This is a genomic window from Planococcus maitriensis (genome assembly GCF_003289925.1).
Lineage (GTDB): Bacteria > Bacillota > Bacilli > Bacillales_A > Planococcaceae > Planococcus > Planococcus maitriensis.
Genome location: NZ_QLZQ01000002.1, coordinates 78,671 through 101,265, shown reverse-complemented (window position 1 = coordinate 101,265; position 22,595 = coordinate 78,671). Strand labels below are relative to the sequence as shown.

The 22,595-nt window shown below is 50.1% G+C and carries 25 protein-coding genes; 18 read left to right on the top strand and 7 right to left on the bottom strand.

The annotated features are described in order from the left end of the window. The first annotated feature begins 73 nt into the window (after window positions 1–73). The 4 genes from DP119_RS06865 to DP119_RS06850 are packed head-to-tail and all read left to right on the top strand — an operon-like array spanning window position 74 to window position 4,077. Entirely contained in the window at window positions 74–1,318 is a 1,245-nt protein-coding gene (locus DP119_RS06865) for an ABC transporter substrate-binding protein (RefSeq protein ID WP_112232164.1), read from the top strand. Then, entirely contained in the window at window positions 1,302–2,186 is an 885-nt protein-coding gene (locus tag DP119_RS06860) for an ABC transporter permease (RefSeq protein ID WP_112232162.1), read from the top strand. Before DP119_RS06865 ends, DP119_RS06860 begins: the two co-directional genes overlap by 17 nt. Next, complete coding sequence (locus DP119_RS06855; RefSeq protein WP_112232160.1) at window positions 2,186–3,013, top strand: ABC transporter permease; 828 nt, start codon at window positions 2,186–2,188, stop codon at window positions 3,011–3,013. The genes DP119_RS06860 and DP119_RS06855 overlap by 1 nt, the downstream gene beginning before the upstream one ends. Continuing rightward, the gene (locus DP119_RS06850; protein ID WP_112232158.1) at window positions 3,010–4,077 is read left to right on the top strand and encodes an ABC transporter ATP-binding protein; all 1,068 of its coding nucleotides are present in this window, start codon (window positions 3,010–3,012) and stop codon (window positions 4,075–4,077) included. The genes DP119_RS06855 and DP119_RS06850 overlap by 4 nt, the downstream gene beginning before the upstream one ends. A 503-nt stretch (window positions 4,078–4,580) precedes the next feature. Here DP119_RS06850 and namA read toward each other — a convergent pair. Then, window positions 4,581–5,597, bottom strand: coding sequence for an NADPH dehydrogenase NamA (gene namA, locus DP119_RS06845; RefSeq protein WP_112232156.1), 1,017 nt, complete (start codon window positions 5,595–5,597; stop codon window positions 4,581–4,583). 166 nt (window positions 5,598–5,763) lie between these two features. Continuing rightward, window positions 5,764–6,567: a pyrroline-5-carboxylate reductase gene (proC, locus tag DP119_RS06840; protein WP_112232154.1), complete on the bottom strand. Its 804-nt coding sequence runs from the start codon at window positions 6,565–6,567 to the stop codon at window positions 5,764–5,766. Window positions 6,568–6,939: 372 nt separating this feature from the next. On the opposite strand from proC, the gene DP119_RS06835 reads away from it, so the two are divergent. The 7 genes from DP119_RS06835 (at window position 6,940) to DP119_RS06805 (ending at window position 13,160) form a co-directional block, all read left to right on the top strand. Then, a complete protein-coding gene (locus DP119_RS06835) occupies window positions 6,940–7,890 on the top strand; it encodes an MBL fold metallo-hydrolase (RefSeq protein ID WP_112232152.1) in 951 nt (316 codons plus the stop codon). A gap of 87 nt (window positions 7,891–7,977) precedes the next feature. Beyond that, window positions 7,978–8,571, top strand: coding sequence for a DUF3221 domain-containing protein (locus DP119_RS06830; protein WP_112232150.1), 594 nt, complete (start codon window positions 7,978–7,980; stop codon window positions 8,569–8,571). Window positions 8,572–8,795: 224 nt separating this feature from the next. Then, entirely contained in the window at window positions 8,796–10,028 is a 1,233-nt protein-coding gene (locus DP119_RS06825) for an argininosuccinate synthase (RefSeq protein WP_112232148.1), read from the top strand. After that, on the top strand, window positions 10,025–11,398 hold the full coding sequence (gene argH, locus DP119_RS06820) for an argininosuccinate lyase (protein WP_112232144.1): 1,374 nt from the start codon (window positions 10,025–10,027) through the stop codon (window positions 11,396–11,398). The genes DP119_RS06825 and argH overlap by 4 nt, the downstream gene beginning before the upstream one ends. Before the next feature lie 213 nt (window positions 11,399–11,611). Continuing rightward, window positions 11,612–12,322 (top strand): cytochrome c biogenesis CcdA family protein, encoded by a 711-nt coding sequence (locus DP119_RS06815; RefSeq protein WP_112232142.1) that lies wholly within the window; start codon window positions 11,612–11,614, stop codon window positions 12,320–12,322. Between the two features lie 15 nt (window positions 12,323–12,337). Continuing rightward, window positions 12,338–12,661: a thioredoxin family protein gene (locus DP119_RS06810; protein ID WP_112232140.1), complete on the top strand. Its 324-nt coding sequence runs from the start codon at window positions 12,338–12,340 to the stop codon at window positions 12,659–12,661. Next, on the top strand, window positions 12,654–13,160 hold the full coding sequence (locus DP119_RS06805) for a CcdC family protein (RefSeq protein WP_112232138.1): 507 nt from the start codon (window positions 12,654–12,656) through the stop codon (window positions 13,158–13,160). The genes DP119_RS06810 and DP119_RS06805 overlap by 8 nt, the downstream gene beginning before the upstream one ends. Window positions 13,161–13,689: 529 nt before the next feature. Here the strand turns inward: DP119_RS06805 and DP119_RS06800 are convergent. After that, window positions 13,690–14,121 (bottom strand): DUF2621 domain-containing protein, encoded by a 432-nt coding sequence (locus DP119_RS06800; protein ID WP_101805461.1) that lies wholly within the window; start codon window positions 14,119–14,121, stop codon window positions 13,690–13,692. Between the two features lie 118 nt (window positions 14,122–14,239). Between DP119_RS06800 and DP119_RS06795 the strand changes: the two genes are divergently transcribed. The 4 genes from DP119_RS06795 to DP119_RS06780 all read left to right on the top strand — a co-directional run bounded on the left by DP119_RS06795 (window position 14,240) and on the right by DP119_RS06780 (window position 15,535). Continuing rightward, the gene (locus tag DP119_RS06795) at window positions 14,240–14,458 is read left to right on the top strand and encodes a DUF1659 domain-containing protein (RefSeq protein ID WP_058380731.1); all 219 of its coding nucleotides are present in this window, start codon (window positions 14,240–14,242) and stop codon (window positions 14,456–14,458) included. Window positions 14,459–14,476: 18 nt separating this feature from the next. Continuing rightward, window positions 14,477–14,692 (top strand): DUF2922 domain-containing protein, encoded by a 216-nt coding sequence (locus tag DP119_RS06790; RefSeq protein WP_112232136.1) that lies wholly within the window; start codon window positions 14,477–14,479, stop codon window positions 14,690–14,692. A 61-nt stretch (window positions 14,693–14,753) separates the two neighbouring features. Beyond that, window positions 14,754–14,882, top strand: a complete 129-nt coding sequence (locus DP119_RS06785) for a YvrJ family protein (protein WP_083509135.1) — start codon at window positions 14,754–14,756, stop codon at window positions 14,880–14,882. A 95-nt stretch (window positions 14,883–14,977) separates the two neighbouring features. After that, complete coding sequence (locus tag DP119_RS06780) at window positions 14,978–15,535, top strand: SCO family protein (protein ID WP_112232134.1); 558 nt, start codon at window positions 14,978–14,980, stop codon at window positions 15,533–15,535. A 60-nt stretch (window positions 15,536–15,595) separates the two neighbouring features. On the opposite strand, the gene mscL is transcribed toward DP119_RS06780, so the two are convergent. Beyond that, a complete protein-coding gene (gene mscL, locus DP119_RS06775) occupies window positions 15,596–15,985 on the bottom strand; it encodes a large conductance mechanosensitive channel protein MscL (protein WP_112232132.1) in 390 nt (129 codons plus the stop codon). 148 nt (window positions 15,986–16,133) lie between these two features. Between mscL and DP119_RS06770 the strand changes: the two genes are divergently transcribed. Next, the gene (locus DP119_RS06770; protein ID WP_112232130.1) at window positions 16,134–16,781 is read left to right on the top strand and encodes a lytic transglycosylase domain-containing protein; all 648 of its coding nucleotides are present in this window, start codon (window positions 16,134–16,136) and stop codon (window positions 16,779–16,781) included. A gap of 34 nt (window positions 16,782–16,815) precedes the next feature. On the opposite strand, the gene DP119_RS06765 is transcribed toward DP119_RS06770, so the two are convergent. The 3 genes from DP119_RS06765 to DP119_RS06755 form a co-directional block, all read right to left on the bottom strand. Next, the gene (locus DP119_RS06765; protein WP_112232128.1) at window positions 16,816–17,079 is read right to left on the bottom strand and encodes a GlsB/YeaQ/YmgE family stress response membrane protein; all 264 of its coding nucleotides are present in this window, start codon (window positions 17,077–17,079) and stop codon (window positions 16,816–16,818) included. Window positions 17,080–17,174: 95 nt separating this feature from the next. Then, on the bottom strand, window positions 17,175–17,717 hold the full coding sequence (locus tag DP119_RS06760) for a cysteine hydrolase family protein (RefSeq protein ID WP_112232126.1): 543 nt from the start codon (window positions 17,715–17,717) through the stop codon (window positions 17,175–17,177). 331 nt (window positions 17,718–18,048) lie between these two features. Beyond that, entirely contained in the window at window positions 18,049–18,921 is an 873-nt protein-coding gene (locus DP119_RS06755) for a site-specific integrase (RefSeq protein ID WP_112232124.1), read from the bottom strand. Between the two features lie 193 nt (window positions 18,922–19,114). Between DP119_RS06755 and DP119_RS06750 the strand changes: the two genes are divergently transcribed. Continuing rightward, a complete protein-coding gene (locus tag DP119_RS06750) occupies window positions 19,115–19,678 on the top strand; it encodes a DinB family protein (protein ID WP_240616392.1) in 564 nt (187 codons plus the stop codon). Window positions 19,679–19,808: 130 nt separating this feature from the next. After that, a complete protein-coding gene (acnA, locus tag DP119_RS06745) occupies window positions 19,809–22,523 on the top strand; it encodes an aconitate hydratase AcnA (RefSeq protein ID WP_112232122.1) in 2,715 nt (904 codons plus the stop codon). Window positions 22,524–22,595 lie beyond the last annotated feature (72 nt).

The window sequence follows — 22,595 nt, the reverse complement described above, 5'->3', positions numbered from 1 at the left end:
ATAAACGAGACATTTCATGGATGCTTGAATGACAAAAAAGATGCAGCATAAAAGAAATTAGGACGTGGGACCAATGAAAATATATCCAATAACGGCATTTAGCATTGTGGCGCTCGCTTTATCGGCCTGTTCATCTGAAGGCGCGAGCGAGGCTCCAAATACAGACAGCTTGTTGACAGATGACTGGGACCTTATTCAAGAAGCGGCACAAGGCCAGGAAGTCAATCTGTACATGTGGGGCGGAAACGACAACATCAATAATTATTTGGATGAATGGGTCGCCCCGCGCATGAAAGAGCAGCATGGCATCGAGTTGACCAGAGTGCCGATGAATGACGCACAAGACATCATCAACCAATTGCTCGACGAAAAAACGGCCGGCAAAACCAATGGCAGCATGGACATCGTCTGGATCAATGGCGAAAATTTCAAAGCCGCAAAAGACAATGGCTTGCTGTGGGGCGATTTCACCGGCCAATTGCCGAATTTCAATGACTACGTCGATGCGGAAGCACCGGAAATTTCCGAGGATTTCGGAGAACCGGTAGAAGGCTTGGAAGCACCGTGGGGCAAGGCGCAATTCGTCTTTGTGCATGACGAAGACCGGCACGAAACTCCGCCGAGATCGATAGCTGAACTCGCCGGCTGGGTACAGGAACATCCAGGCCAGTTCACATACCCTGCACCGCCTGATTTTACAGGCAGCGCTTTTGTCCGCCACGTGTTGTATGAAACAACCGGCGGCCATGAGCAATATGCGCAGCCTGCTGCAGAGATAGAAGATTTGGAACAACGCCTTGAGCCGATGTGGCAATACTTGAATAGCATCGAACCCTATCTATGGCGCGAAGGCGAAACCTACCCCGAAAGCCTGGCCAAACAAGACCAATTGTTTGCGAGCGGTGAAATCGGCATGACCATGAGCTACGACCCGGCACTCGCTGCGAGTGAAGTTTTGAAAGGACGGTTCCCGGAGTCGACCCGCACCTATCTATTGGACGAAGGGACACTTGCGAATACGCATTTCCTGTCGATTCCGTTCAATGCCTCGGATAAAGCGGGAGCGCTTGTCGCGATCAATGAACTGATGTCCCCAGCCGCCCAAACCGCCAAATTATCCCCTGAGAACTGGGGTGATATGACGGCGCTCGATTTTGAGAAGTTATCGCCTGAAGATCAACAAGCGATGAATGAAGTAGATCTTGGGGAAGCGACTCTTTCAATAGAAGAATTGGAACAAAACCGCTTGCCTGAATTGTCTTCCGATTATATCGACATCATTGAAAAAGGGTGGACGGAACATGTGGCGAAAGAGTAAGCCGTATCTTTTGCTGCTGCCGGCTACCGGTGCAATCATCCTCCTGTTTTTCGGGGGGATTTTTGATGGCTTGCTGAAAAGCTTCGGCTATTTCCCTGCGATTGGGCAGACCGATTTGAACTTGGCAGCCTACGAAAGGCTTTTAAGTTCCGGCGCTTTTTGGGAATCCTTGAGGCTCACGCTGCGGGTCGCGGCACTGTCTTCGCTCCTGTCTGCTCTCATCGGTGCGCTCGTTGCAATAGCATTGTTTTTCCTGAATGATGCCATGAGAACCAAGTCACCGAAAGCCTGGCATCGCCTGTTCCAATTGCCCTTGACCATACCGCACCTGGTCGCCGGTTATATCATCGTGCTGCTGTTTATGCAAAGCGGTTTTGTGTCGAGAATTCTCGCAGCAATTGGCTGGATCGACGACATCGCGGATTTTCCGGTGCTCGTCAACGACCCATTCGGCTGGGGGATCATTTTTACTTATGCGTGGAAAGAAGCGCCTTTTGTTTCGCTCATGCTGTATCCGGTGCTGTCACGCATCCACGGATCCTGGCGCGAAGTGTCACGTGTTTTTGGAGCGGGCAACTGGCCATTCATCCGTGAAGTGGTAATGCCTGTCATGATGCCGGCATGGACGGTTGCGACATTCATCGTCTTTGTCTTTACGTTTTCCGCTTTTGAAGTGCCGTATCTGCTCGGCGTCACTTATCCGAGTGTGCTGCCGGTTTATTCGTATCAGCTTTATACGAGCGGTACGCTTGCCGACCGTCCCGAAGCGCTCGCTATCAATATGATCCTCGCGGCGATGACGATTTTGCTGGGCCTTGTTACGTATTACTTCAGTAAGCGCTGGAATGTGCTGAAGGGATGGGGATAATGAAAAAACATCCGAGGTTCCTGTCCTTGTTTTTATTCATTGGAGTATTCATTTTTGTCATCGTTCCGTTTGTGCCCTTGATTTTCACAAGCCTGTCATTCGGCTGGCGCTGGCCGGATGTGGTTCCGCAAGCCTGGAGCCTTCGTGCATGGGAGTATGTCGTGAATGACGGGCGCACATGGCAAGCGGTCGGCATCAGCTTATCGATTGCGCTGATCGTAACGGCCATCAATATCGCACTTGCGATCCCGGCCGCCAACGCCTTGATGCGTTATCCGGTCCGCGGCAAATGGTTGTTTGAAGCGATCATTTTTTCGCCGATCATCATTCCGCCGTTTATCTCGGTCATGGGAATCCACTTAACTTTTTTGCGGCTTGGCTTGACGGAAACCGTTTTGGGAGTTGTGTTGGCGCATATCGCGCCGACCTTGCCGTATATGTTCCGGGCGCTCATGATCAGCTATCAAACCTTATCAACTGATTGGGAAGACCAAGCGCGCATGTTGGGGGCAGGCGCGATGCCGCGATTCTTTCATGTTGTGCTGCCGCATCTCGCCCCCGGCATAGTGGCTGGCGCGAGTTTGAGCGTCTTGATTTCCCTGAGCCAATACTTGATCACCTTCATCATCGGTGCCGGCCAAGTGGTCACTCTGCCCATTTTGCTGTTTCCGTTCATCAGTGGGGGAGATCCTGGCGTAGCGTCGGCTTATTCGTTACTTTATGCAGCGATCGCTATTTTGACCTTGATCGTCATGGATGCAGCGTTAAGACGCTATTACCAGAGGAATAAAGCTACGAAAGAGCAGGCGAAAGGAGTGAAACCGTGAGCGATTTGCGCATCATCGATATACAAAAGCGCTACATATCCGCACAGGCAAGAGAAGAAAATCCATTCATGCTTCACCCGGTCCGGCTGGCCATTCGTGAAGGCGAGTTCTTTTCGCTTCTTGGCCCTTCCGGCTGCGGCAAGACGACTTTGCTGAAACTGGTCGCGGGCTTATTGGAAGCGGATGGCGGAGAGCTTTGGGTGGGGGATGAAAACTTGACGAACGTGCCCCCTGAATCGAGACGATTCGCCATGGTGTTTCAGCAATCGTTGCTGTTTCCGCATAAAACCATCGAAGACAATGTCGCGTTCGGCTTGAAAATGCAGAAAGTCGGCAAACAGCAGCGCTTGAAAGCCGCGCGTGAAATGCTCGAACATGTCGGTCTCAGTGGATTCGGCAGCCGCTTTCCCGACGAACTGAGCGGAGGGCAGCAGCAGCGTGTGGCACTCGCCAGGGCGTTGGTGGCTAATCCCCGCGTCTTGTTGATGGATGAACCGTTCAGCGCGCTCGATCCAGGACTTAGGCAAGAAATGCGCGAGCTGCTGAGCCGCATCCAAAAAGAATTTCGCGTCACCGTTTTGTTCGTGACGCATGACCGCGATGAAGCATTCGCGTTATCCGACCGGATCGCGGTCATGGGCGAAGGCAAATTGCAACAAGTCGGCAGTGCGCGGGAATTATACGAACGCCCTGAAACAACAACAGTCGCGTCGTTCCTTGGCTTGCGAAATATCTTGGGCGGTGTGATCGAGAACGGCCATTTCGCCTCTTCCGATAAAATAATGGAAGCCGCTGTACATCTGCCGCTTTCAGACGGCGATTATTTCATGGTCATCAGGCCAGAAGCGATCAAAGCGTCGGAAAACGGTCAATCGGGCCACGCCCGGGTGAGGGGCGTCGTCCAGGAAATGAAGTATGGGCGCGGCATATACAGCCTGATAGTAAAAGTTCGAAAGCAGTTGTTGGAATGTGTGCTGACGATTGCACAAGCTGAAAAAACTGCCGTCGGAGAACCGATCGATTTGTTCGTGGATATGAAAGAGGTTTGGTTTCTGAAAGAATAACGCCAATTCAATCACAAAGCCCTTTGCCAATTCGAATGGCAAAGGGCTTTATAATTCCACCAGTTCAAAAGGCACACCCTATCCGCAATGGGGTGATCCTTCCATGCGTCTCGAGAAATTGGGTTATTTTTACTGATTATTTTTACAGTTATCAATAGAACAAGTGTTCTGTTTGTGGTAAAATAAAGGTACAGCTGCATGAGGGCGGTTTGGCCATTCCCTATGGAAAGGGGGTGGTAGCATGACCATGGCAGAAGCATTTTCGCTTGTGTTCACGAGTGTCGGGTTGACGATCAGCGCATTGACGCTTGTCCTATCCTTGATCCTGGTCATTCCGAAAAAAAAATAACCGTCCCATTGGCGTGGGCTGACGGTTATTTCATAAACCTATAGTGTCCAGCCGACCGCCCTCGAAAGGCGGCATGCAGCTGGCCGGATGCACACAGCATCCGGTTTTTTTCGTTACTTTCAGTATACTAAATTACAGCTATTTTGCAACTGTCTCATATCCAACCCCGCTCATAAGGCACAGGAGCTTCGATATCGGCTCCGAGCTCACGTGCGGCGTTGTAGGCCCAATACGGGTTGCGCAGCAATTCGCGTGCCAGGAAGATGAAATCCGCGCGGCCGTTCTGGAGAATTTCTTCCGCATGGCGCGGCTCGGTGATCAAGCCGACTGCGCCGGTTGCGATCGGTGTCTCTTTTTTGATCGTTTCCGCAAAATTCACTTGATAGCCAGGGAACACCGGAATTTGTGCCGGCACGACAGCCCCTGAACTGACATCGATCAAATCGACGTTCTGCTGTTTCATCCATTTGGTCATCTCGACGTATTGTTCAGGCGTCATGCCGCCTTCAGTATAATCTTCTGCCGAAATGCGCACGAACAAGGGCCCGTCCCAAACCGAATTCACCTCGTCCAATATGCGGCGCAGCAGCCGGTAGCGGTTTCCGCTGCTGCCGCCATATTCATCGGTCCGTTGGTTGGTCAAAGGAGATAGGAACTGGTTGATCAAATAACCATGGGCTGCGTGGATCTCAATGACATCGAAGCCGGCTTTCTTGGCCCGTACAGCGCCGTCCCGGAAAGCTTGGACGGTAGCGTCGATTTCTTCTATTGTCATCGCTTTCGGTGTTTTGTATTTTTCATTGAAAGCGATCGCACTCGGTGCCTGGATGTCGCCGTCGACAGTCGCTTTTCTGCCGGCATGCGCCAATTGGATGCCGGTTTTCGCTCCGTTCGCTTTCATCAAGCGGACGATTTCTGCTTGTCCTTCAATATGGGCATCATCCCAAATGCCAAGGTCGCGGGAAGAAATGCGCCCGATCGGCTGTACGGCGGTGGCCTCAGTGATGATCAATCCGACACCGCCGACCGCGCGCGTCGGATAATGGACGCGGTGCCAATCGGTGATGTGCCCGTCTTCTTTATCGCTTTGGTACATGCACATCGGGGCCATGACGATGCGGTTTTTGAAATGGACGCCCTTGAGCTCGAATTCTTCGAAAAGTTTTGCCACGTGAAATTCCTCCTTCAGTATCTATCCAAGGAATTAGTATACCGGAAATTCCCTATGGCTTCGATTCGAAAGCATTGCCTAGCATGCTTCTCTAGCGTATAAAACATCCGTGAAAATGGAAACAGCCCGTGAGAGTCGTCGCTTCCACGGGCTGTTGATCGATTTCTTATTCGAATTCTTTGCCGAGCTCACGGGAACGGTTGGCGGCGGATGTGACGCAATCGCCGACGATACGCTTGAAGTCGTTATCGTAGAGGGCCTGGAGTCCGGCAGCGGTCGTGCCGTTCGGGCTCGTGACGCGTTTACGAAGTTCGCCGAAATCCTCCTGCTGGAGCATTTCCGCTGCGCCATCGAATGTTTGGCGCACAAGCTTCTTCGCATCCGCAGAAGACAAGCCATTGTCGATTCCTGCCTGCACCATGGATTCAGCGAAATAATAGAGATACGCCGGGCCGCTTCCGGCAATGCCGGTCACCGCATGCAATTGGTCTTCTTCCACGACCGTCACGCCGCCGATCGACGACAAGAGCTTTCTCAGCAAGTGCTGCTGCTCTTTTGTGACGAATTTGCTCCAGGCCACGCCTGTTGCGGACTTGCCGATCTGTGCCGATGTATTCGGCATCGCGCGTGCCACGGCGAAATCGCCGACATGTTTCTGGATGGTGTCAATCGAAACGCCGGCCGCGACCGAAACGATGACGGTGTCGCCCGTCAATTTTTCGCGGATGCCTTTCAATGCCACTTCGACATCTTTCGGTTTCATCGCGAGCAGGATGAAATCAGCATCTCCCAGCTCGGTCTGATCGTCACAGACGATATTGACGCCGTATTCATCATGCAAAAATTCCAAACGGTCCTGGTCTGACCGGTTCATGACAGAGATTTCTTCCGGTTTCATGATTCGCTTATTGATCCAGCCGTGGATCATGGATTCGGCCATCGATCCGGCCCCTACGCATACAATTTTCATACATTCCACTTCCTTTTCTCAAAATAAAAAGCGCAATCATCCCTGTTATTCCAAGGACGAAAACGCTTGTTTCCGCGGTACCACCTAAGTTTGCACGATTGCACAACTCGATATCCTTATCGCGGACAGACGGCCGTGTTTGCACGGCAGCTCAGAAGCAGGTTCAGGAAGGGAGCGGGGGTGCGGCGTTTCAGCGTTGGCGGCACTCTCTAGTACCCATCACCTTCCGTACTGATCTTCATCTACGCTTACATATGTTATTAAATTATAAGGAATGAAATTTTATTTGTCAAATTGCTCCGTCTGCGTGACGGCGCCTGCCATTCAAGGTATGATAAGTGAATAGACATTCAGTTTAAGGGAGTGGGAATGATGGAACCGATCAAAATCACCATCCCGACGCCATTTGCGGTCGGAGATGTCAATTCTTATTTATTGAAAGGCGACGCGTTGACGTTGATTGATGCCGGGCCGAAAACGCCGGAAGCTTGGGAAGCGCTCAAGGCCGGATTGAAAGCGGCGAATGTCGCTCCAGAAGACATCGAGCAAGTGGTCTTGACGCACCACCACCCGGATCACGCAGGATGGGTCGACGGCTTCGATGCCGCAAAACTGTACGGCCATCCATATAATGATTTATGGCTGCGCCGGGACGAAGCTTTCTTCGATTATCACGACGCATTCTATCAGGAGTGCCTGAAAGAAGAAGGAGTGCCGGGCGATTTGATGTTCTGGATGAAAAAGATGAAGCGGCCGCTCAATTTGATGGGCAACCGCCCGCTCGATATGGCGATCAATGAAGGGGACACGCTTCCGGGGCACCCGGACTGGCATGTGATGGAAACACTGGGACATGCCCAGAGCCATCTATCGTTCTGGAATCCGGAAGAGCGCATGATGATCGGCGGCGATCACGTCATCGCGAAAGTGTCATCGAATCCGCTTATCGAACCGCCGTATAACCCGGAAGAAGGGCGCCCGAAATCCTTGTTGCAATACAACGCCTCCCTCAGCCGGCTATTGAAAATGCCGATTGACATCATCTACAGCGGCCACGGAAAAGAGGTGCGCAATGTCCACGAACTCGTTTCCACACGGCTTGAAAAGCAGCACTTGCGGGCGATGAAAGTGCTGGACATGCTCGACCGTTCACACGAACAATCGGTTTACGAATTGACGCAGCAGCTGTTCCCGCATGCATACGAAAAGGAACTTGGCCTGACGCTGTCAGAGACAATCGGCCAGGTCGATTACCTGCTCGAAGACGGCTTGATCGAAGAGCGCTTGAACGAGGAAGGCATTTTCGTTTACCGCCAGGCTTGATGCACAGAGTTGCATGCGAATGCTTCAGCAGGTAAACTGAAAATTAAGAGTTGCAACAAGAATCTAAGCGTAAAGGATTGGGATAAAGTGAAAAAAGCTAGTTTATTTCTTGCTGGGTTCCTGCTTTTGGCGGGTTGCTCCGATGATGCCGCACCGGCGGAACCTTCAGCAACTGAAGAAGAACCGGAAATTGCAGTTGAACAAGAAGGCATGACAGAAGAAGGGTTTATTACGCAAATCGGGGACGGACGCATCCTCATCAACAGCATTTATTTTTCAGTACCGGAAGACGTCGAAGTCCAGTTTGCGGAAGGCGGGGAAACGACAGAAGCGGTCATCAGCGACTTGCGCACCGGCATGAAAGTCTCGACGGATTATACAGGCCCGCTAGAGGAGTCCTACCCGATGCAAGGCGAAGCGGACAAGATCACCATCTTGGAAGACGAGGAGTCCAAGCGTCAATCGGAAGCTTTACAGGCCTTCATCAATGGGGAACAATTGTCCAAACTTATCATATTGGGGCAACCGATCGTGCGAGGGGACGAAATCGGATTTCTCTTCAATAATATGGAAACCGGCGAATTGACGGAAGTACGCATCGATATGGATACATTGGAATATACAATGGGCAATGACGAGAACGAAGAAGAAACCGGGGAAGCCGAAGACACCGAGGAGTAAGCGGATGGCGGATCCCGATATGACGAAACCCGGAAGGCAATAAGCCTTCCGGGTTTTTGCGTGTGCATCATTTGTGCACTCTTATAGAAGAAACACGGTTTCTTGCATATTTCCTAAAAAACATGAAAGTTTATGCGCGTCTTCTCTTGCGTTATGAAAAATGCCGTGTTATTATGTGTATATTCATCGCATATAACGTATAAAAATACAGGAGGTCATATTATATGAACAAGAAAATCGTACTCGCATACTCAGGTGGACTAGATACATCGGTAGCCATTCCATGGCTTAAATCACAAGGCTATGACGTCGTCGCAGTTTGCCTCGATATCGGAGAAGGCAAAGATTTGGATTTCATCAAGCAAAAAGCGTTGCAAGTCGGAGCGGTCGAAAGCTACATGATTGACGCCAGAGACGAATTTGCCGAAGATTATGCACTCATTTCATTGCAAGCCCATACTTTATACGAAGGCAAATACCCGCTCGTGTCTGCTCTATCGCGTCCATTGATTTCGAAGAAACTCGTAGAGATCGCAGTGCAAAGCGGCGCTACGGCCGTTGCACACGGCTGCACAGGCAAAGGCAATGACCAGGTTCGTTTTGAAGTTTCCATCAAATCGTTGAATCCCGACCTTGAAGTCTTAGCGCCTGTCCGCCAGTGGGGCTGGTCGCGTGATGAGGAAATCGCTTATGCCAAACAGCATGACGTGCCGGTTCCGGTCAACTTGGATTCGCCATTCTCGATCGACATGAACCTGTGGGGCCGTGCCAACGAATGCGGCATCCTTGAAGACCCTTGGGCGACGCCGCCAGCCGATGCATATGACATTACCAATGCGCTGGAAGACACGCCGGATACGCCGGATATCGTGGAAATCGAATTCGTCAAAGGCGTTCCGACAAAATTGAACGGTGTCGACTATAAACTGACGGACCTGATTTTTGAATTGAACCACATTGCAGGCAAACACGGCGTCGGCAGAATCGACCATGTGGAAAACAGACTGGTCGGCATCAAATCCCGTGAAATCTATGAAGCTCCGGCAGCGATGACGTTGATCGCTGCGCATAAAGAGCTTGAAGATATCACTTTGGTGAAAGAAATGGCCCATTTCAAGCCGGTCATCGAGAAAAAAATGACGGAATTGATCTATGAAGGGCTTTGGTTCTCTCCGCTGCGTGTGGCACTTGAAGCTTTCCTGAAAGAAACACAGGAATTCGTCAACGGCACGGTTCGTGTGAAACTGTTCAAAGGACATGCCATCACGGAAGGGCGTAAGTCCCCGAACTCGCTATACAGCGAAGAACTGGCGACATATTCAACAGACGATACATTCAACCATGAATCTGCGGTCGGCTTTATCGAGCTATGGGGCTTGCCGACAGTGGTCAACTCTAAAATCAACAAGAAAGAAGTTGCCGTAACGGCTCAAGTCAAAGAGGAGGTACAGCTATGACCAAACTGTGGGGCGGTCGTTTCCAAAAGACAGCTGAACAGTGGGTCGACGAGTTCGGAGCTTCCATTTCCTTTGACCAGAAATTGGTGTTAGAAGATCTTCAAGGCAGCATGGCGCACGTCAAAATGCTGTCTTCCTGCGAGATCTTGCCGCAACAAGATGCTGATCTGATTCTCTCGGGCCTCCAGACCCTAAAAGGAAAGGCAGAGAACGGTGAACTGGAATTCAGCGTATCGAACGAAGACATCCACTTGAACCTGGAAAAGCTCCTGATCGATGAAATCGGCCCTGTCGGCGGAAAACTCCATACCGGCAGAAGCCGCAACGACCAGGTCGCGACGGATATGCATCTCTATCTGAAGAATCGCGTGACGGAAATCGTCGAATTGATCGAAGCCTTCCAGTCGGCGATCGTCGAACAGGCGGAAGCGCATGTCGAGACGGTCGTCCCAGGCTATACGCATCTGCAGCGGGCGCAGCCGATTTCCTTCGGCCATCATTTGATGACCTATTTCTGGATGCTGCAGCGCGACAAAGAGCGCATGCAGGAATCCCTGAAGCGCATCGATGTCTCGCCTTTGGGAGCGGGGGCGATGTCCGGGACGAGTTTTCCGATCGACCGCGAACTGTCCGCGGAACTGCTCGGCTTCTCAGGCGTCTACCAGAACAGTTTGGATGCCGTCAGCGACCGCGACTTTATCCTGGAGTTCCTCAGCAACTCCTCGATGCTCATGATGCATTTATCGCGCTTTGCAGAGGAGATCATTCTCTGGTCGAGCGAGGAGTTCCGCTTTATCGAACTCGATGATACCTTCTCGACCGGTTCGAGCATCATGCCGCAAAAGAAGAATCCGGATATGGCGGAACTTGTGCGCGGCAAGACCGGTCGCGTCTATGGCAACCTGTTCGGTTTGCTGACGACCTTGAAAGGCCTGCCGCTCGCCTATAATAAGGATATGCAGGAAGATAAGGAAGGCATGTTCGATACAGTCCATACCTTGATGGGCTCGCTGCCGATTTTTGAAGGGATGATCCGGACGATGAATGTCAACACCGCATCCATGGAAAAAGCGGTCAACTCCGACTTCTCGAATGCGACAGAACTAGCGGATTATTTGGCGGCGAAGGGCATGCCGTTCCGCGAAGCGCATGATGTCACCGGCAAACTGGTCTTCACATGCATCCAGCGCGGCTATTATTTGAAAGATCTGCCGCTTGAGGACCTCCAGGCTGCAAGTGCGCTCATTGAAGACGATATTTATGAAACCTTGTTGCCGCAGACGGCCGTCAAACGCCGCAATTCACTCGGCGGTACGGGATTTGACCAAGTTCATCATCAATTGGGACTAGCCAAGAAACTCATCGGGTGATCTTTAGTCCACTTATATGCGCGCTTGCCTTGTTCGGTACAACAGGCAGGCACTTGCGCCCGGCTCTCTTCCCCCTAAAGAGAGCCGGCTTTTTTTTATGTAGGGGATTAGGCGGGGACAAGAAATGTCCATAAAGATTTCACAGGCAATTTGGCGGTTTTTGCGCATCATCTCTGATAAGATAGAATTCGTGAGAGAGAGGAGCGTGTTCGAATGGCAACCGATATTAATTTACTTTTGGCTTTCGGTGCCGGATTCTTGAGTTTCATCTCGCCATGTACATTGCCTTTGTATCCTGCCTTTTTATCTTATATTACGGGGATGACCATGGATGAGATCAAAAATGACCGGAAAGTGATGCAGCGCCGTGGAATGTTCCACACCTTATTTTTCCTATTGGGCTTTTCCACCATTTTTATCGCATTGGGCTTTAGCACATCATTCTTTTACGAATGGTTCGTGCGCTACGACGAATTGATCCGCCAAGTGGGCGCCTTGTTCATCGTCATCTTCGGTTTAATGATCATCGGTGTTTTCACGCCGAAGTTCTTGATGCAAGACCGCAAGTTCTCGTTCAAGAACCGCCCTTCCGGATTTTTGGGGACTTTCGTTATCGGCCTTGCGTTTGCGGCTGGCTGGACGCCTTGCACCGGGCCGATCACAGCGGCGATTTATGCGCTCGCTGCGACCAACCCGGGATCGGGCATTTGGTATATGCTTGCCTACGTCCTCGGCTTTGCGATTCCATTTTTCGTTTTGTCGTTTTTCGTTACCCGCCTCGGCTGGCTGCGCAAGCATCACAGCACGATCATGAAAGTCGGCGGATTTGTCATGATCGCGGTAGGGGTCTTGCTGTTCTTTGATGGCATGACATACATTATCCGCATGTTGAGCCCGATTTTCGGGGATTTCCAAGGATTCTAAAAAGTAGGTGACGAGATGGAAACCATTTCTTCAATGGATCAATTCAAACAGAAAATAGAAAACCGCGAATCGTTTCTGCTGTTCGTCAAAACCGACCATTGTTCGGTATGCGAGGGGCTGAAGCCGCAAGTCGAAGGTTTGGAGCCGAATGCATCCATCCCGTTCTACCTGGTGAACGCGGCGCGTGTTCCGGAAATCGCCGGGCAGTTGATGCTGTTCACGGCGCCTGTGGTCATTCTTTTCAAGCAAGGGAAAGAACAGCTGCGCTTCGCCCGTTTCGTGCGCATGGAGGAGTTGGAAAGCCGGCTCGGCGAACTGGAGGCAGAATTGGATGGATGAATTATTCAATAGTATCCCGCCCGCTGTCTTTCTCGCCGTAACGACCATCGGCGCGCTTATCATGGGCACACTGGCGATTATCGTCCGGTCGAAATCGGCGAAAAAGCCGGCGTCGGTCAAAAAGATCATCTTGCCGCCGTTGTTCATGTCGACGGGTGCCTTGATGTTCATTTTCCCGTTTTTCCGGGTGGCACCGCTGCAAATTGCCGAAGCGCTGCTCGTCGGGGCTTTGGTTTCGATCATCTTGATCCGCACATCGAAATTCGAAGTGCGTGATGGGGAAATCTATTTGAAGCGTTCAAAAGCGTTCGTCTTCATATTGCTTGGGTTATTGCTCCTGCGCTTGCTGGCGAAAGTCATCCTGAGCTCGTCGATTGATGTCGGGGAGCTCGGCGGCATGTTCTGGCTGCTCGCTTTTGGCATGATCGTGCCATGGCGTCTCGCGATGCTGCGCAAATACCAATTGATTGCAGGGCAAAAAAACGCTGTTCCCGAATAGGGAGCAGCGTTTTTTAGCTTGTCGAGGAAGGTAAGAACTCGTATTTTCCGAAGCTTATCGCACGACTCCGTGGGCTCGCGCCCAAGCCTCCTCAGCCGCCTTGAAACCCTTGTGCTCAACTCTCACTACGTTCGAGCATCGTAGAAAACCCGCATGCTCAACTTTCGCTTCGCTCAAGCATCGCAGAAAAAATTTGCTCCCACATCTGCGGGGCAGATGCGTCGCAAATGAATGCGCTCAGCTAAGCTTAGCTCATTCATTTCTTGCGGGGTCCCGGTCGTCTCGTCGCTTACGCTGCTCCACTGGAAAGATAAGGTCGACCTACGGGAGACCTTATCTTTGAGGAAATAATGCGCAGCATTATTGAGCAAAAGGGTTTACGAGCGAACGCTTCTCCAAATACTTGGAGAGAATATTGAGCTTTAAATAAAGAATAAGTGATCTCCTTTTATTCACAGCAAATCACGGAATTCATAAATACTTTGAAAAAAAGCTGTCCCCGAATAAGGGGACAGCTTTTTTATAGTTATTATTCGAAATATTGCTCATATGGCGTGACATCGATTTCGAGTTCGGCCATTTTTTTGCGCAAGAATTTGTGGTCACGCTTCGGCGTCGCTTGGATATAGCCGCGGATGATGTGCTGCAATTCCATTTTCTTGGCTTTTTCCTCCAGCAGGATCTCGCCGATGCGCCCCGCGATTTTCTGTTTCGCCACCGGGCGGAAAAGGTCCGGCACCGGCTGTACCAATTCGTTCAAGAGCTCTTTTTCCTCGGCTCCCCAAAGGTGGATCGTTTTCTCTACATAGTATTCTTCCCAGTTCAGATCCGACAAGCCGTCTTCTTTCGGCATCGATTTCAGGAATTTCCGGAACATGAAATAGCCGCCGATCGCGAACAGCCCGACCAATACCACGACCCAGAATAAAATGAACCATAAAAACCAGCCTTCTAATTCCACTTCGTCTCACCTCAATCATTCTCTCTACCATTATAGAAGCCCGCGAAAAAAAATTCACCTGAAATGTATCCTTTTTTCGTGTTTATGTCTATATAGCGAATGAAAGGGGGTGAGCAATATGGCATTCAGCGATTTCAAGAACGCAAGCATGCGCTTGACGTTCGATAACGGGCTCGATGAACAAGGGCGTTTGAAGCGTAAAGTGAAGGCGTATCAGAACGTGGCGGAAGCGGCTACTGCCGATGGGATCTTCCAGGCGGCGCAAGTGTTGGAAACATTCGGCACGAAACCGCTTATGGAACTGGAGAAGATTTCCGGTTCAAGCATCTATCAATAATGAGGGGGAGAAGAACACATGGCGAAAACACTGGAATTGATTTTTGAAACGGCCGCAAACAAAGCGGTCACCTTGACGGTCGATGAACCGCGTGAAGATTTGACGGCACAGGAAATCATCGCCGGCATGCAGACCATCGTCGACCAGAACATTTTTGAAGTCGGCGGATCGCCGTTTGCGCTCGCCAAAGGCGCACGCGTCGTCGAGCGCACTGTCGTCGAATACGACGTATAAGCAAGACGGCCTTCCCGCATCTGCGGGAGGGCTTTTTTAAAAAAAGAAAGGAGGCGCTTGGATGCAGGAGTGGATGCAATGGATACAGGAACTCGGATTTCCGATATTCGTTTCGTTTTACCTGATGCACCGGGTGGAAGGCAAGCTTGTCGCGATCCACGATGCGCTCATCACGATGAAGACGCCGTAATTCACAAAGTTGTGATTTCTGGAGCGCACACCCCGATTGTTTTCAGGCCCTTGTTCGGCTATGATATAGGCAGTTACGAGAGTGGGGGCAATGATATGAAGTGGAAATGGGCGGCGCTGCTGTCGGCGCTGATGCTGTTTCTCGCAGCATGCGGCGCGGAAACGGTCGAGGAGTTCAATTACACCGACCACCGCGGCGAACAGGTTAGCAAGCAGCAATTGGAAGGGACGCCTTGGCTGGCGACATTTGTCTTCACGAATTGTGAGACGGTGTGCCCGCCGATGACGTTCAATATGGCCGATTTGCAGAAGGAAATGGAAGCAAAGGGCTTGAGTGATTACAAGATTATCGCTTTCAGCGTAGACCCGAAAGAGGACACGCCGGAAAAAATGCAGGAATACTTGTCGCATTACCCGATTCCGGATGAAAGCAAATGGCATTTGCTGACCGGTTATTCACAGGATGAGATTGCGGAGTTTGCCACGGAGAATTTCAAATCCCTGGTCAAGAACGACCCGAACAGCGACCAGGTCATCCATGGCACTTCTTTTTACCTGGTCGATCAGCAAGGGGAAGTCGTCGGCAATTATGACGGCTTTGAGAATGTGCCGACAGCGGAAATCATCGAAGACATGCAGGAATTGGCGCAGTGAAGCCAGAATGAACAAAATGAAAAGCTGCCGAATCGCTTCGGCAGCTCAGGGGAGAACCGGTCATTGGCCGGCTTTTTCTTTTGACAGAAGGTCGCGGATTTCGATCAATAGTTCTTCTTTCTTGTCGAGCACTTCCGGTTCTTCCTCAGCCGGCACATCTTTTTTGCGCTTCATGCGCGTGAACAAGCGGATCACCAGGAAAATGGAGAACGCAATGATGAAAAAGTCGATGACTGATTGCGTGAATGCGCCATAGCGGAGTTCTGCCCCATTAAAAGTATAAGTCCAATCCTCGACACTGAATCCGCCAAGCAGAATCCCCACGGCCGGCATGATGATGTCTTCGACAAGCGAAGTGACAATCTTCCCGAACGCCGCACCGATGACTACCGCAATCGCCAAGTCCAGCACATTGCCTTTCAAGGCGAATTTCTTGAAGTCTTCCCACATAGGCTGTTCCTCCTTTCTGCAGTTGTTATTATACATATTCTCTTCAACTAAAATTTCTCCTGCACCGGCCTCTAAAAACTTTCAGCAAATGGGCAAAGACCTGCGGGCTATGGTAAACTGAGGCAAATGAAACTATAGGTGTGAACATATGAAACAGAAAAAACGAAAAAAACCTTCGCTTCTTTTGAGGTTCCTCTTTTTATTGATGCTATTTCCTGCGGCGATCGTAGCTTTCACGCTTGTCGCGGTGGTGGCGTATTCCTATTACGGCGATACAGTGAAGGAAACGGTGCAAAAAGGGCAGGACCGCGTATTTGAAGTGCCGTTTCCGGAAGATAATATTACGCTCTACCAGGAAGCGGCAGACCGTTACGGAATTCCTTGGACATTATTGGCCGCACACCACCGAATTGAAACGAAATTCTCGACGATGGATCCGTTGTTGTCGCCGGTCGGGGCAGAAGGGCATATGCAGTTCATGCCCTGCACGTTCGTGGGCTGGAGCCACCCGACCTGTTCTGGACAGGGGCAAGGCGAAATACCGGAAGCGGACAAGATCGACCCGGAAGTCATCGCGAAATACGGGGGATACGGGGTAGATGCCGACGGCGACGGCGTAGCCGACCCGTATGACCTGGAAGATGCCCTCCACAGCGCCGCCAATTATCTGGCGCAAAACGGTGCGGCAGAAGGGGATTTGGAGCGGGCGATTTACCGCTACAACCATAGCGATGAATACGTGGAAGACATCCTTCATTATTACGGGCGTTTTGAAGAACAATATAATAATTCATAAAAAAAAGAGCGGACCGGAGTCCACTCTTTTTTCGTTATGCGCGTTTGCGACCTTTGTTCATTGATCCAAGGATCAAACTTAGGACAAAGACGAAGATCAATGCACCGATCAATGCCGGGATGATTGCTACGTCCCAGATGACAGGCCCCAAGTCTCCAAGGAGCAGGCCGCCTAGCCATGCACCGATGATACCTGCGATGATGTTACCGATGATGCCGCCCGGAATGTCTTTTCCGAGGATCAGGCCGGCTAGCCAACCGATAATACCACCCATGATTAGATATAAAATGATTCCCATGTTTTTTCCAGCTCCTTCTAAATGTTTTATTGTTATAAGTGCTACACTTTAGGTATAACCACATTCAGGACTTTTAAAACATGGAACAGTAAAATTTATCGAATTTGGGCGCCTAAAATGGTCTCAAAGTGCCGCAGGGCATAGCGGTGGCCTGCGGCGTCAAAGCTTGCCACGGCTTGTTCGTGGACGACGATCCCGAATCCTTTATTGTATGCATCGATGGCGGTGTGCAGTACACAGATATCCGTGCAGACACCGATAATATGGACTTCCTCGATGTCCCGTTCGCGCAGCAGCAGCTCAAGGCGCGTCCCGGCGAACGCACTATAGCGGGTCTTGTCCATCCAGACGATGTCTTCCTGATGGCGGTCATAGACGTCCTGCAGCCGTCCGTATAATTTCCGTCCATCCGTCCCCTTGATGTTATGGGGCGGGAACAGCTTGGTTTCGGGATGGTAGGGGTCATCTTCTTCGTGTAAATCGACAGGCATGACCACAAAATCGCCGTTTTCAATGAATTGTTCCGTAATGAAGCAAACCGTTTCCTCGATTTCCTGCCCGGGTGCGCCGCACGTCAATGCGCCATCTTCCGCGACAAAATCCACCGTGTAATCCACTACAAGCAATGCTTTCTTCATTTCAATCGCCTCCCATTTTCTATAGTATACCCGTTTACATACAGGCTGTTAACGAACAAGAAACGAGCGGATAATATAAGTTGAATGTATTGCAAATATTCTGAAAATTAATTATAATGGACAAAACAGAAAAGGGGTGTGTCCATGCAATATGAAAATTTGGAAAAACTCAACAAACAGGGAGTATGGTTTACAGTCATCCACACACTCATCATCTTCAGCTTCGCGCTTGATTTCGGCTTTTTGGCCTGAGGGACAGAAGGAAGCCGGAAGACCTGAATGAACAGCCCAAAAAAGACACCCATTTGCATTGGCGAAATGGGTGTCTTTTTCATGCCTTTGGCGGATGGGCTTGCCGTTTCATGCGCACAAGGGAGTCTTTCAGCATGCGGGAAGCAGATTCGAGCGAGACGCCAAGGATTTCCTGGATCTCCTCCAAATTCTTGTGTTCGACCGCATACAGGTAATGGACGTACGCAAATCGGATATCCCCCGACCGCATCGGGGCGCCGACGAAATCGGCAAGCGCCTCGGTATAGTCGGACAGGGACCCCATTTGAAAGCTAGTGAATTGGTCTTTCACTTTCGACGACAGCAAGTAGGAAGTGCCGCGTGTTTTCGCGCGTTCAATTCCTTGTTCCATCACGGCCTCTTCGTCTTTATCGAAATGCAGCGTACAATGGTAACCGTCTTTTTTTTCGACATCCAGGTGGAGGCCGTCTGCGTCATCCAGGAAGTTATCGATATCGATCCTTACCATATCACGGAGGCGCAAGCCCCTTAGATAAAAGACATACAGCAGCTTGGCGTTTAGCGGCAGCTTGGCGGACTTCAGCACATCCGGTTTCTTTTCCAATAGATGTTCGTAATTGACTTCGATATCGTGCGGTTTTAAATCAAGCTTATGGTTCAATTTGAATTTCGGCATGAAATCATTCGGGATCTTGCCGATCTGCCACATATAATCGAACCAGCGGCGGATATAAATCAATTTGCGGTTCAAGGTGCTGTCTTTGATGCCGGCTTCTTTTTGCTCCAACAGGAATTTCTGGATATCGGAAGGGCGGATCTCATGGGGCTCGACCGATTTTTTATAGGTTTTCCGCAAAAAGGCAAAAAGGGCGCGGATCAATTGGACTTCATGGATAACCGTGTTCGGGCTGATGCCGTTATCCAGTCTGTATTTTTCGTAACCGTATGGCATGGGCATTCACCTCTCTACTAGGTTTTATTCATTATACCAGTTTTGGGTCGAAATAGAACGTGCTTTCCCTTGTTCCGGGTGGAAATGACTGAAAAAAGCTGTTTTATTCATTCATAAGTAATGAACTACATAAGGAAAAATGAAAAAATAAAAACCCCGCAAACAAAGAGGGGCATCTAAGGCGAAAAAACGAATGATTATCGACAAAAAGGGTATAAAGAAAGATAATGGGAAAAGAAATGGGGTGCTGTATTTGCAAAATGAAGAAAACGCAAGAATCCGCCATACCATCTTGAAAAAAGTCGAACCATTCAGCGATGAAGACCTTAATCAAAAACCGTCTGAGAGCGAGTGGTCCGCCATGCAGATCCTGGACCATCTCCAGAAAATCGAAACGACGATTGCAGAAGGCGTCGCAAGAGCAGCGAAAAAAAATGAACAGAAAAAAGCCTGGAAGAAACCGATTCAATTATCGGTCAGCCGCAAAGTCAAAGTGGATGCACCGAAGCACACCGTGCCGGAAGAACATTATTTCACGCTAGATGAAATGAAAAAGAAATTGAATTCATCCAGGAACCGGTTATATGAAGTTTTCGCTTCGGCGGATGCGGAAATCCTGAAGAATAATTCGATGCCGCACCCTGTGTTTGGCGATGTGCCGCTTGTGCAATGGTTTCCATTTGTCGGTTACCACGAGAAACGGCATTTGTCGCAGTTGGAACAGACCTTAAGAAAAATCGATGAGAATAAGAAATAGTCATTCGGAAAACTTATCACAAAGTATAATTTTAATGTAATTTACTTATGCACTTTGTTTCGGTATGATGGAAGAGGAGAAAAGACGCGGTAACACGCCTTTTCAGAAGATTTAAAGGAGGAACACGATTATGGCAAAGAGCAGTTTGCACAACAGCCGCACATCGTTCGAGCTAAACGGCAAGACGTATAACTATTATCGTCTCGCAGCACTCGAAGAAGCGGGGATCGCGAAAGTATCTCGCCTTCCGTACTCTGTAAAAGTACTATTGGAATCCGTATTGCGCCAGCACGACGGATATGTCATCAAAGACGAACATGTAGAAGAACTAGCAAAATGGGGCAAAGACGCGAACAAAGAAGCGGAAGTTCCATTCAAACCTTCACGTGTCATCCTTCAAGATTTCACCGGCGTACCGGTTGTCGTTGACTTGGCAGCACTTCGTTCAGCAATGGCTGAAATGGGCGGCGACCCGGACAAGATCAACCCGGAAATCCCGGTTGACTTGGTCATTGACCACTCGGTGCAAGTTGACCGTTACGGCACTGAAGATGCACTGCGCGCGAACATGGAGCTTGAGTTTGAACGCAACGCAGAGCGTTACCAGTTCTTGAACTGGGCTCAAAAAGCTTACGACAACTACCGTGCGGTTCCACCAGCTACTGGTATCGTCCACCAAGTAAACCTTGAGTACTTGGCGAATGTTGTCCACGCTGTACCAAACGAAGATGGCACATTCGAAGCCTTCCCGGATACGCTCGTCGGTACAGACTCCCACACGACCATGATCAACGGGATCGGCGTTCTTGGTTGGGGCGTCGGCGGTATCGAAGCGGAAGCGGGCATGCTCGGCCAACCTTCATACTTCCCGATTCCTGAAGTTATCGGCGTGAAAATGACTGGCGAACTGCCAAACGGCGCAACTGCGACGGATTTGGCGCTTAAAGTCACTGAAACATTGCGTAAAAAAGGCGTAGTCGGCAAATTCGTCGAGTTCTTCGGGCCTGGCGTTACAACATTGCCGCTTGCTGACCGCGCGACAATTGCCAACATGGCACCTGAATACGGCGCAACTTGCGGTTTCTTCCCGGTAGACGAAGAAGCACTTACTTACATGCGTCTAACAGCGCGTACTGAAGAGCAAATCGCGATCACAAAAGAATACTTGAAAGCGAATGACATGTTCTTCACTGTCGACAACGAAGATCCAATCTATACAGACCTTGTGGAAATCGACTTGTCGACAATCGAACCGAACCTATCCGGCCCTAAACGCCCGCAGGATTTGATTCCGCTTTCTCAAATGAAGAAAGAGTTCAACACTGCAATCACGGCTGCTGAAGGACCACACGGTTTCGCGTTGGATGAGAATGAAATCAACAAAACAGCAACTGTTAAATTCAATGACGGCAAGACTGCTGAAATGAAAACAGGCGCTTTGGCGATTGCTGCCATTACATCTTGCACAAACACGTCAAACCCGTACGTTATGCTCGGGGCTGGCCTAGTTGCGAAAAAAGCTGTTGAATTAGGCTTGACGCCTCCGCCATACGTGAAAACGTCATTGGCTCCAGGTTCAAAAGTCGTTACTGGCTATTTGAACGATTCCGGCCTTCTTGACTACATGAACCAAATCGGCTTCAACTTGGTCGGTTATGGCTGTACAACATGTATCGGTAACTCCGGCCCGCTTCTTCCGGAAATCGAAGAAGCGATCGTTGAAAACGACTTGCTCGTTTCTTCAGTATTGTCCGGTAACCGTAACTTTGAAGGGCGTATCCACCCATTGGTAAAAGCAAACTACTTGGCATCCCCGATGCTCGTTGTAGCTTATGCACTTGCAGGAACAGTGGATATCGACTTCGCAACAGACCCGATCGGCCAGGACAAAGACGGCAACGATGTGTTCTTCAAAGATATCTGGCCTTCTACTGAAGAAGTAAAAGATGTCGTACACAACACAGTAACGCCTGAATTGTTCCGTAAAGAATACGAGCACGTCTTCACAGAAAACGATGCTTGGAACGCAATCGAAACAAACGACGATTCATTGTACGCATTTGACGAATCTTCGACTTATATCCAAAACCCGCCATTCTTCACTGGCCTTTCAAAAGAACCGGCACCGATCCAGCCGCTTTCAGGCCTACGCGTCATGGCGAAATTTGCTGATTCGATCACGACTGACCACATTTCACCGGCTGGCGCGATCGGAAAAGACACACCTGCTGGATTGTACTTGCGTGAACACGGCGTTGAGCCGCGCAACTTCAACTCCTACGGTTCCCGCCGCGGAAACCACGAAGTCATGATGCGTGGTACGTTTGCGAACATCCGTATCCGTAACCAAGTCGCACCAGGCACAACTGGCGGCTTCACGACATTCTGGCCGACTGGCGAAGTTATGCCAATCTACGATGCATGCATGAAGTACCAAGAGCAAGGCACTGGCCTCGTGGTTCTAGCCGGTAAAGACTACGGCATGGGCTCTTCCCGTGACTGGGCTGCCAAAGGAACATTCCTTCTTGGCGTCAAAACAGTCATCGCGGAAAGCTATGAGCGTATTCACCGTTCAAACCTTGTCATGATGGGCGTCTTGCCGCTTCAATTCGTTAACGGCGAAAACGCTGAATCACTTGGTCTTACAGGCCACGAAACAATCAGCGTCAACTTGTCTGACGACGTGAAACCGCGCGACGTACTGACTGTCACAGCAACTGCTGAAGATGGCAAAGTAACGGAATTCCAAGTCCTCGCACGCTTCGATTCAGAAGTGGAAGTCGACTACTTCCGTCACGGCGGCATCCTGCAAATGGTGCTCCGCAACAAATTGCTAGAAGCATAAAAAACAAAAAGGCTGCCTCTGGGCGGCCTTTTTGTTTTGAGGAAAAAATTTAAGATTTAGCTATCGATGATG

Bases quoted from the DNA above. Each gene is read 5' to 3' on its own strand.
- DP119_RS06790 (WP_112232136.1), top strand. From the start codon at position 14,477: ATGGCGAAAACACTGGAATTGATTTTTGAAACGGCCGCAAACAAAGCG.
- DP119_RS06770 (WP_112232130.1), top strand. From the start codon at position 16,134: ATGAAACAGAAAAAACGAAAAAAACCTTCGCTTCTTTTGAGGTTCCTC.
- DP119_RS06785 (WP_083509135.1), top strand. From the start codon at position 14,754: ATGCAGGAGTGGATGCAATGGATACAGGAACTCGGATTTCCGATATTC.
- DP119_RS06810 (WP_112232140.1), top strand. From the start codon at position 12,338: ATGGAAACCATTTCTTCAATGGATCAATTCAAACAGAAAATAGAAAAC.
- acnA (WP_112232122.1), top strand. From the start codon at position 19,809: ATGGCAAAGAGCAGTTTGCACAACAGCCGCACATCGTTCGAGCTAAAC.
- DP119_RS06765 (WP_112232128.1), bottom strand. From the start codon at position 17,079: ATGGGAATCATTTTATATCTAATCATGGGTGGTATTATCGGTTGGCTA.
- DP119_RS06855 (WP_112232160.1), top strand. From the start codon at position 2,186: ATGAAAAAACATCCGAGGTTCCTGTCCTTGTTTTTATTCATTGGAGTA.
- proC (WP_112232154.1), bottom strand. From the start codon at position 6,567: ATGAAAATTGTATGCGTAGGGGCCGGATCGATGGCCGAATCCATGATC.
- DP119_RS06860 (WP_112232162.1), top strand. From the start codon at position 1,302: ATGTGGCGAAAGAGTAAGCCGTATCTTTTGCTGCTGCCGGCTACCGGT.
- DP119_RS06755 (WP_112232124.1), bottom strand. From the start codon at position 18,921: ATGCCATACGGTTACGAAAAATACAGACTGGATAACGGCATCAGCCCG.
- DP119_RS06805 (WP_112232138.1), top strand. From the start codon at position 12,654: ATGGATGAATTATTCAATAGTATCCCGCCCGCTGTCTTTCTCGCCGTA.
- DP119_RS06835 (WP_112232152.1), top strand. From the start codon at position 6,940: ATGGAACCGATCAAAATCACCATCCCGACGCCATTTGCGGTCGGAGAT.
- DP119_RS06825 (WP_112232148.1), top strand. From the start codon at position 8,796: ATGAACAAGAAAATCGTACTCGCATACTCAGGTGGACTAGATACATCG.
- DP119_RS06760 (WP_112232126.1), bottom strand. From the start codon at position 17,717: ATGAAGAAAGCATTGCTTGTAGTGGATTACACGGTGGATTTTGTCGCG.
- mscL (WP_112232132.1), bottom strand. From the start codon at position 15,985: ATGTGGGAAGACTTCAAGAAATTCGCCTTGAAAGGCAATGTGCTGGAC.
- argH (WP_112232144.1), top strand. From the start codon at position 10,025: ATGACCAAACTGTGGGGCGGTCGTTTCCAAAAGACAGCTGAACAGTGG.
- DP119_RS06865 (WP_112232164.1), top strand. From the start codon at position 74: ATGAAAATATATCCAATAACGGCATTTAGCATTGTGGCGCTCGCTTTA.
- DP119_RS06750 (WP_240616392.1), top strand. From the start codon at position 19,115: ATGATTATCGACAAAAAGGGTATAAAGAAAGATAATGGGAAAAGAAAT.
- DP119_RS06795 (WP_058380731.1), top strand. From the start codon at position 14,240: ATGGCATTCAGCGATTTCAAGAACGCAAGCATGCGCTTGACGTTCGAT.
- DP119_RS06815 (WP_112232142.1), top strand. From the start codon at position 11,612: ATGGCAACCGATATTAATTTACTTTTGGCTTTCGGTGCCGGATTCTTG.
- DP119_RS06780 (WP_112232134.1), top strand. From the start codon at position 14,978: ATGAAGTGGAAATGGGCGGCGCTGCTGTCGGCGCTGATGCTGTTTCTC.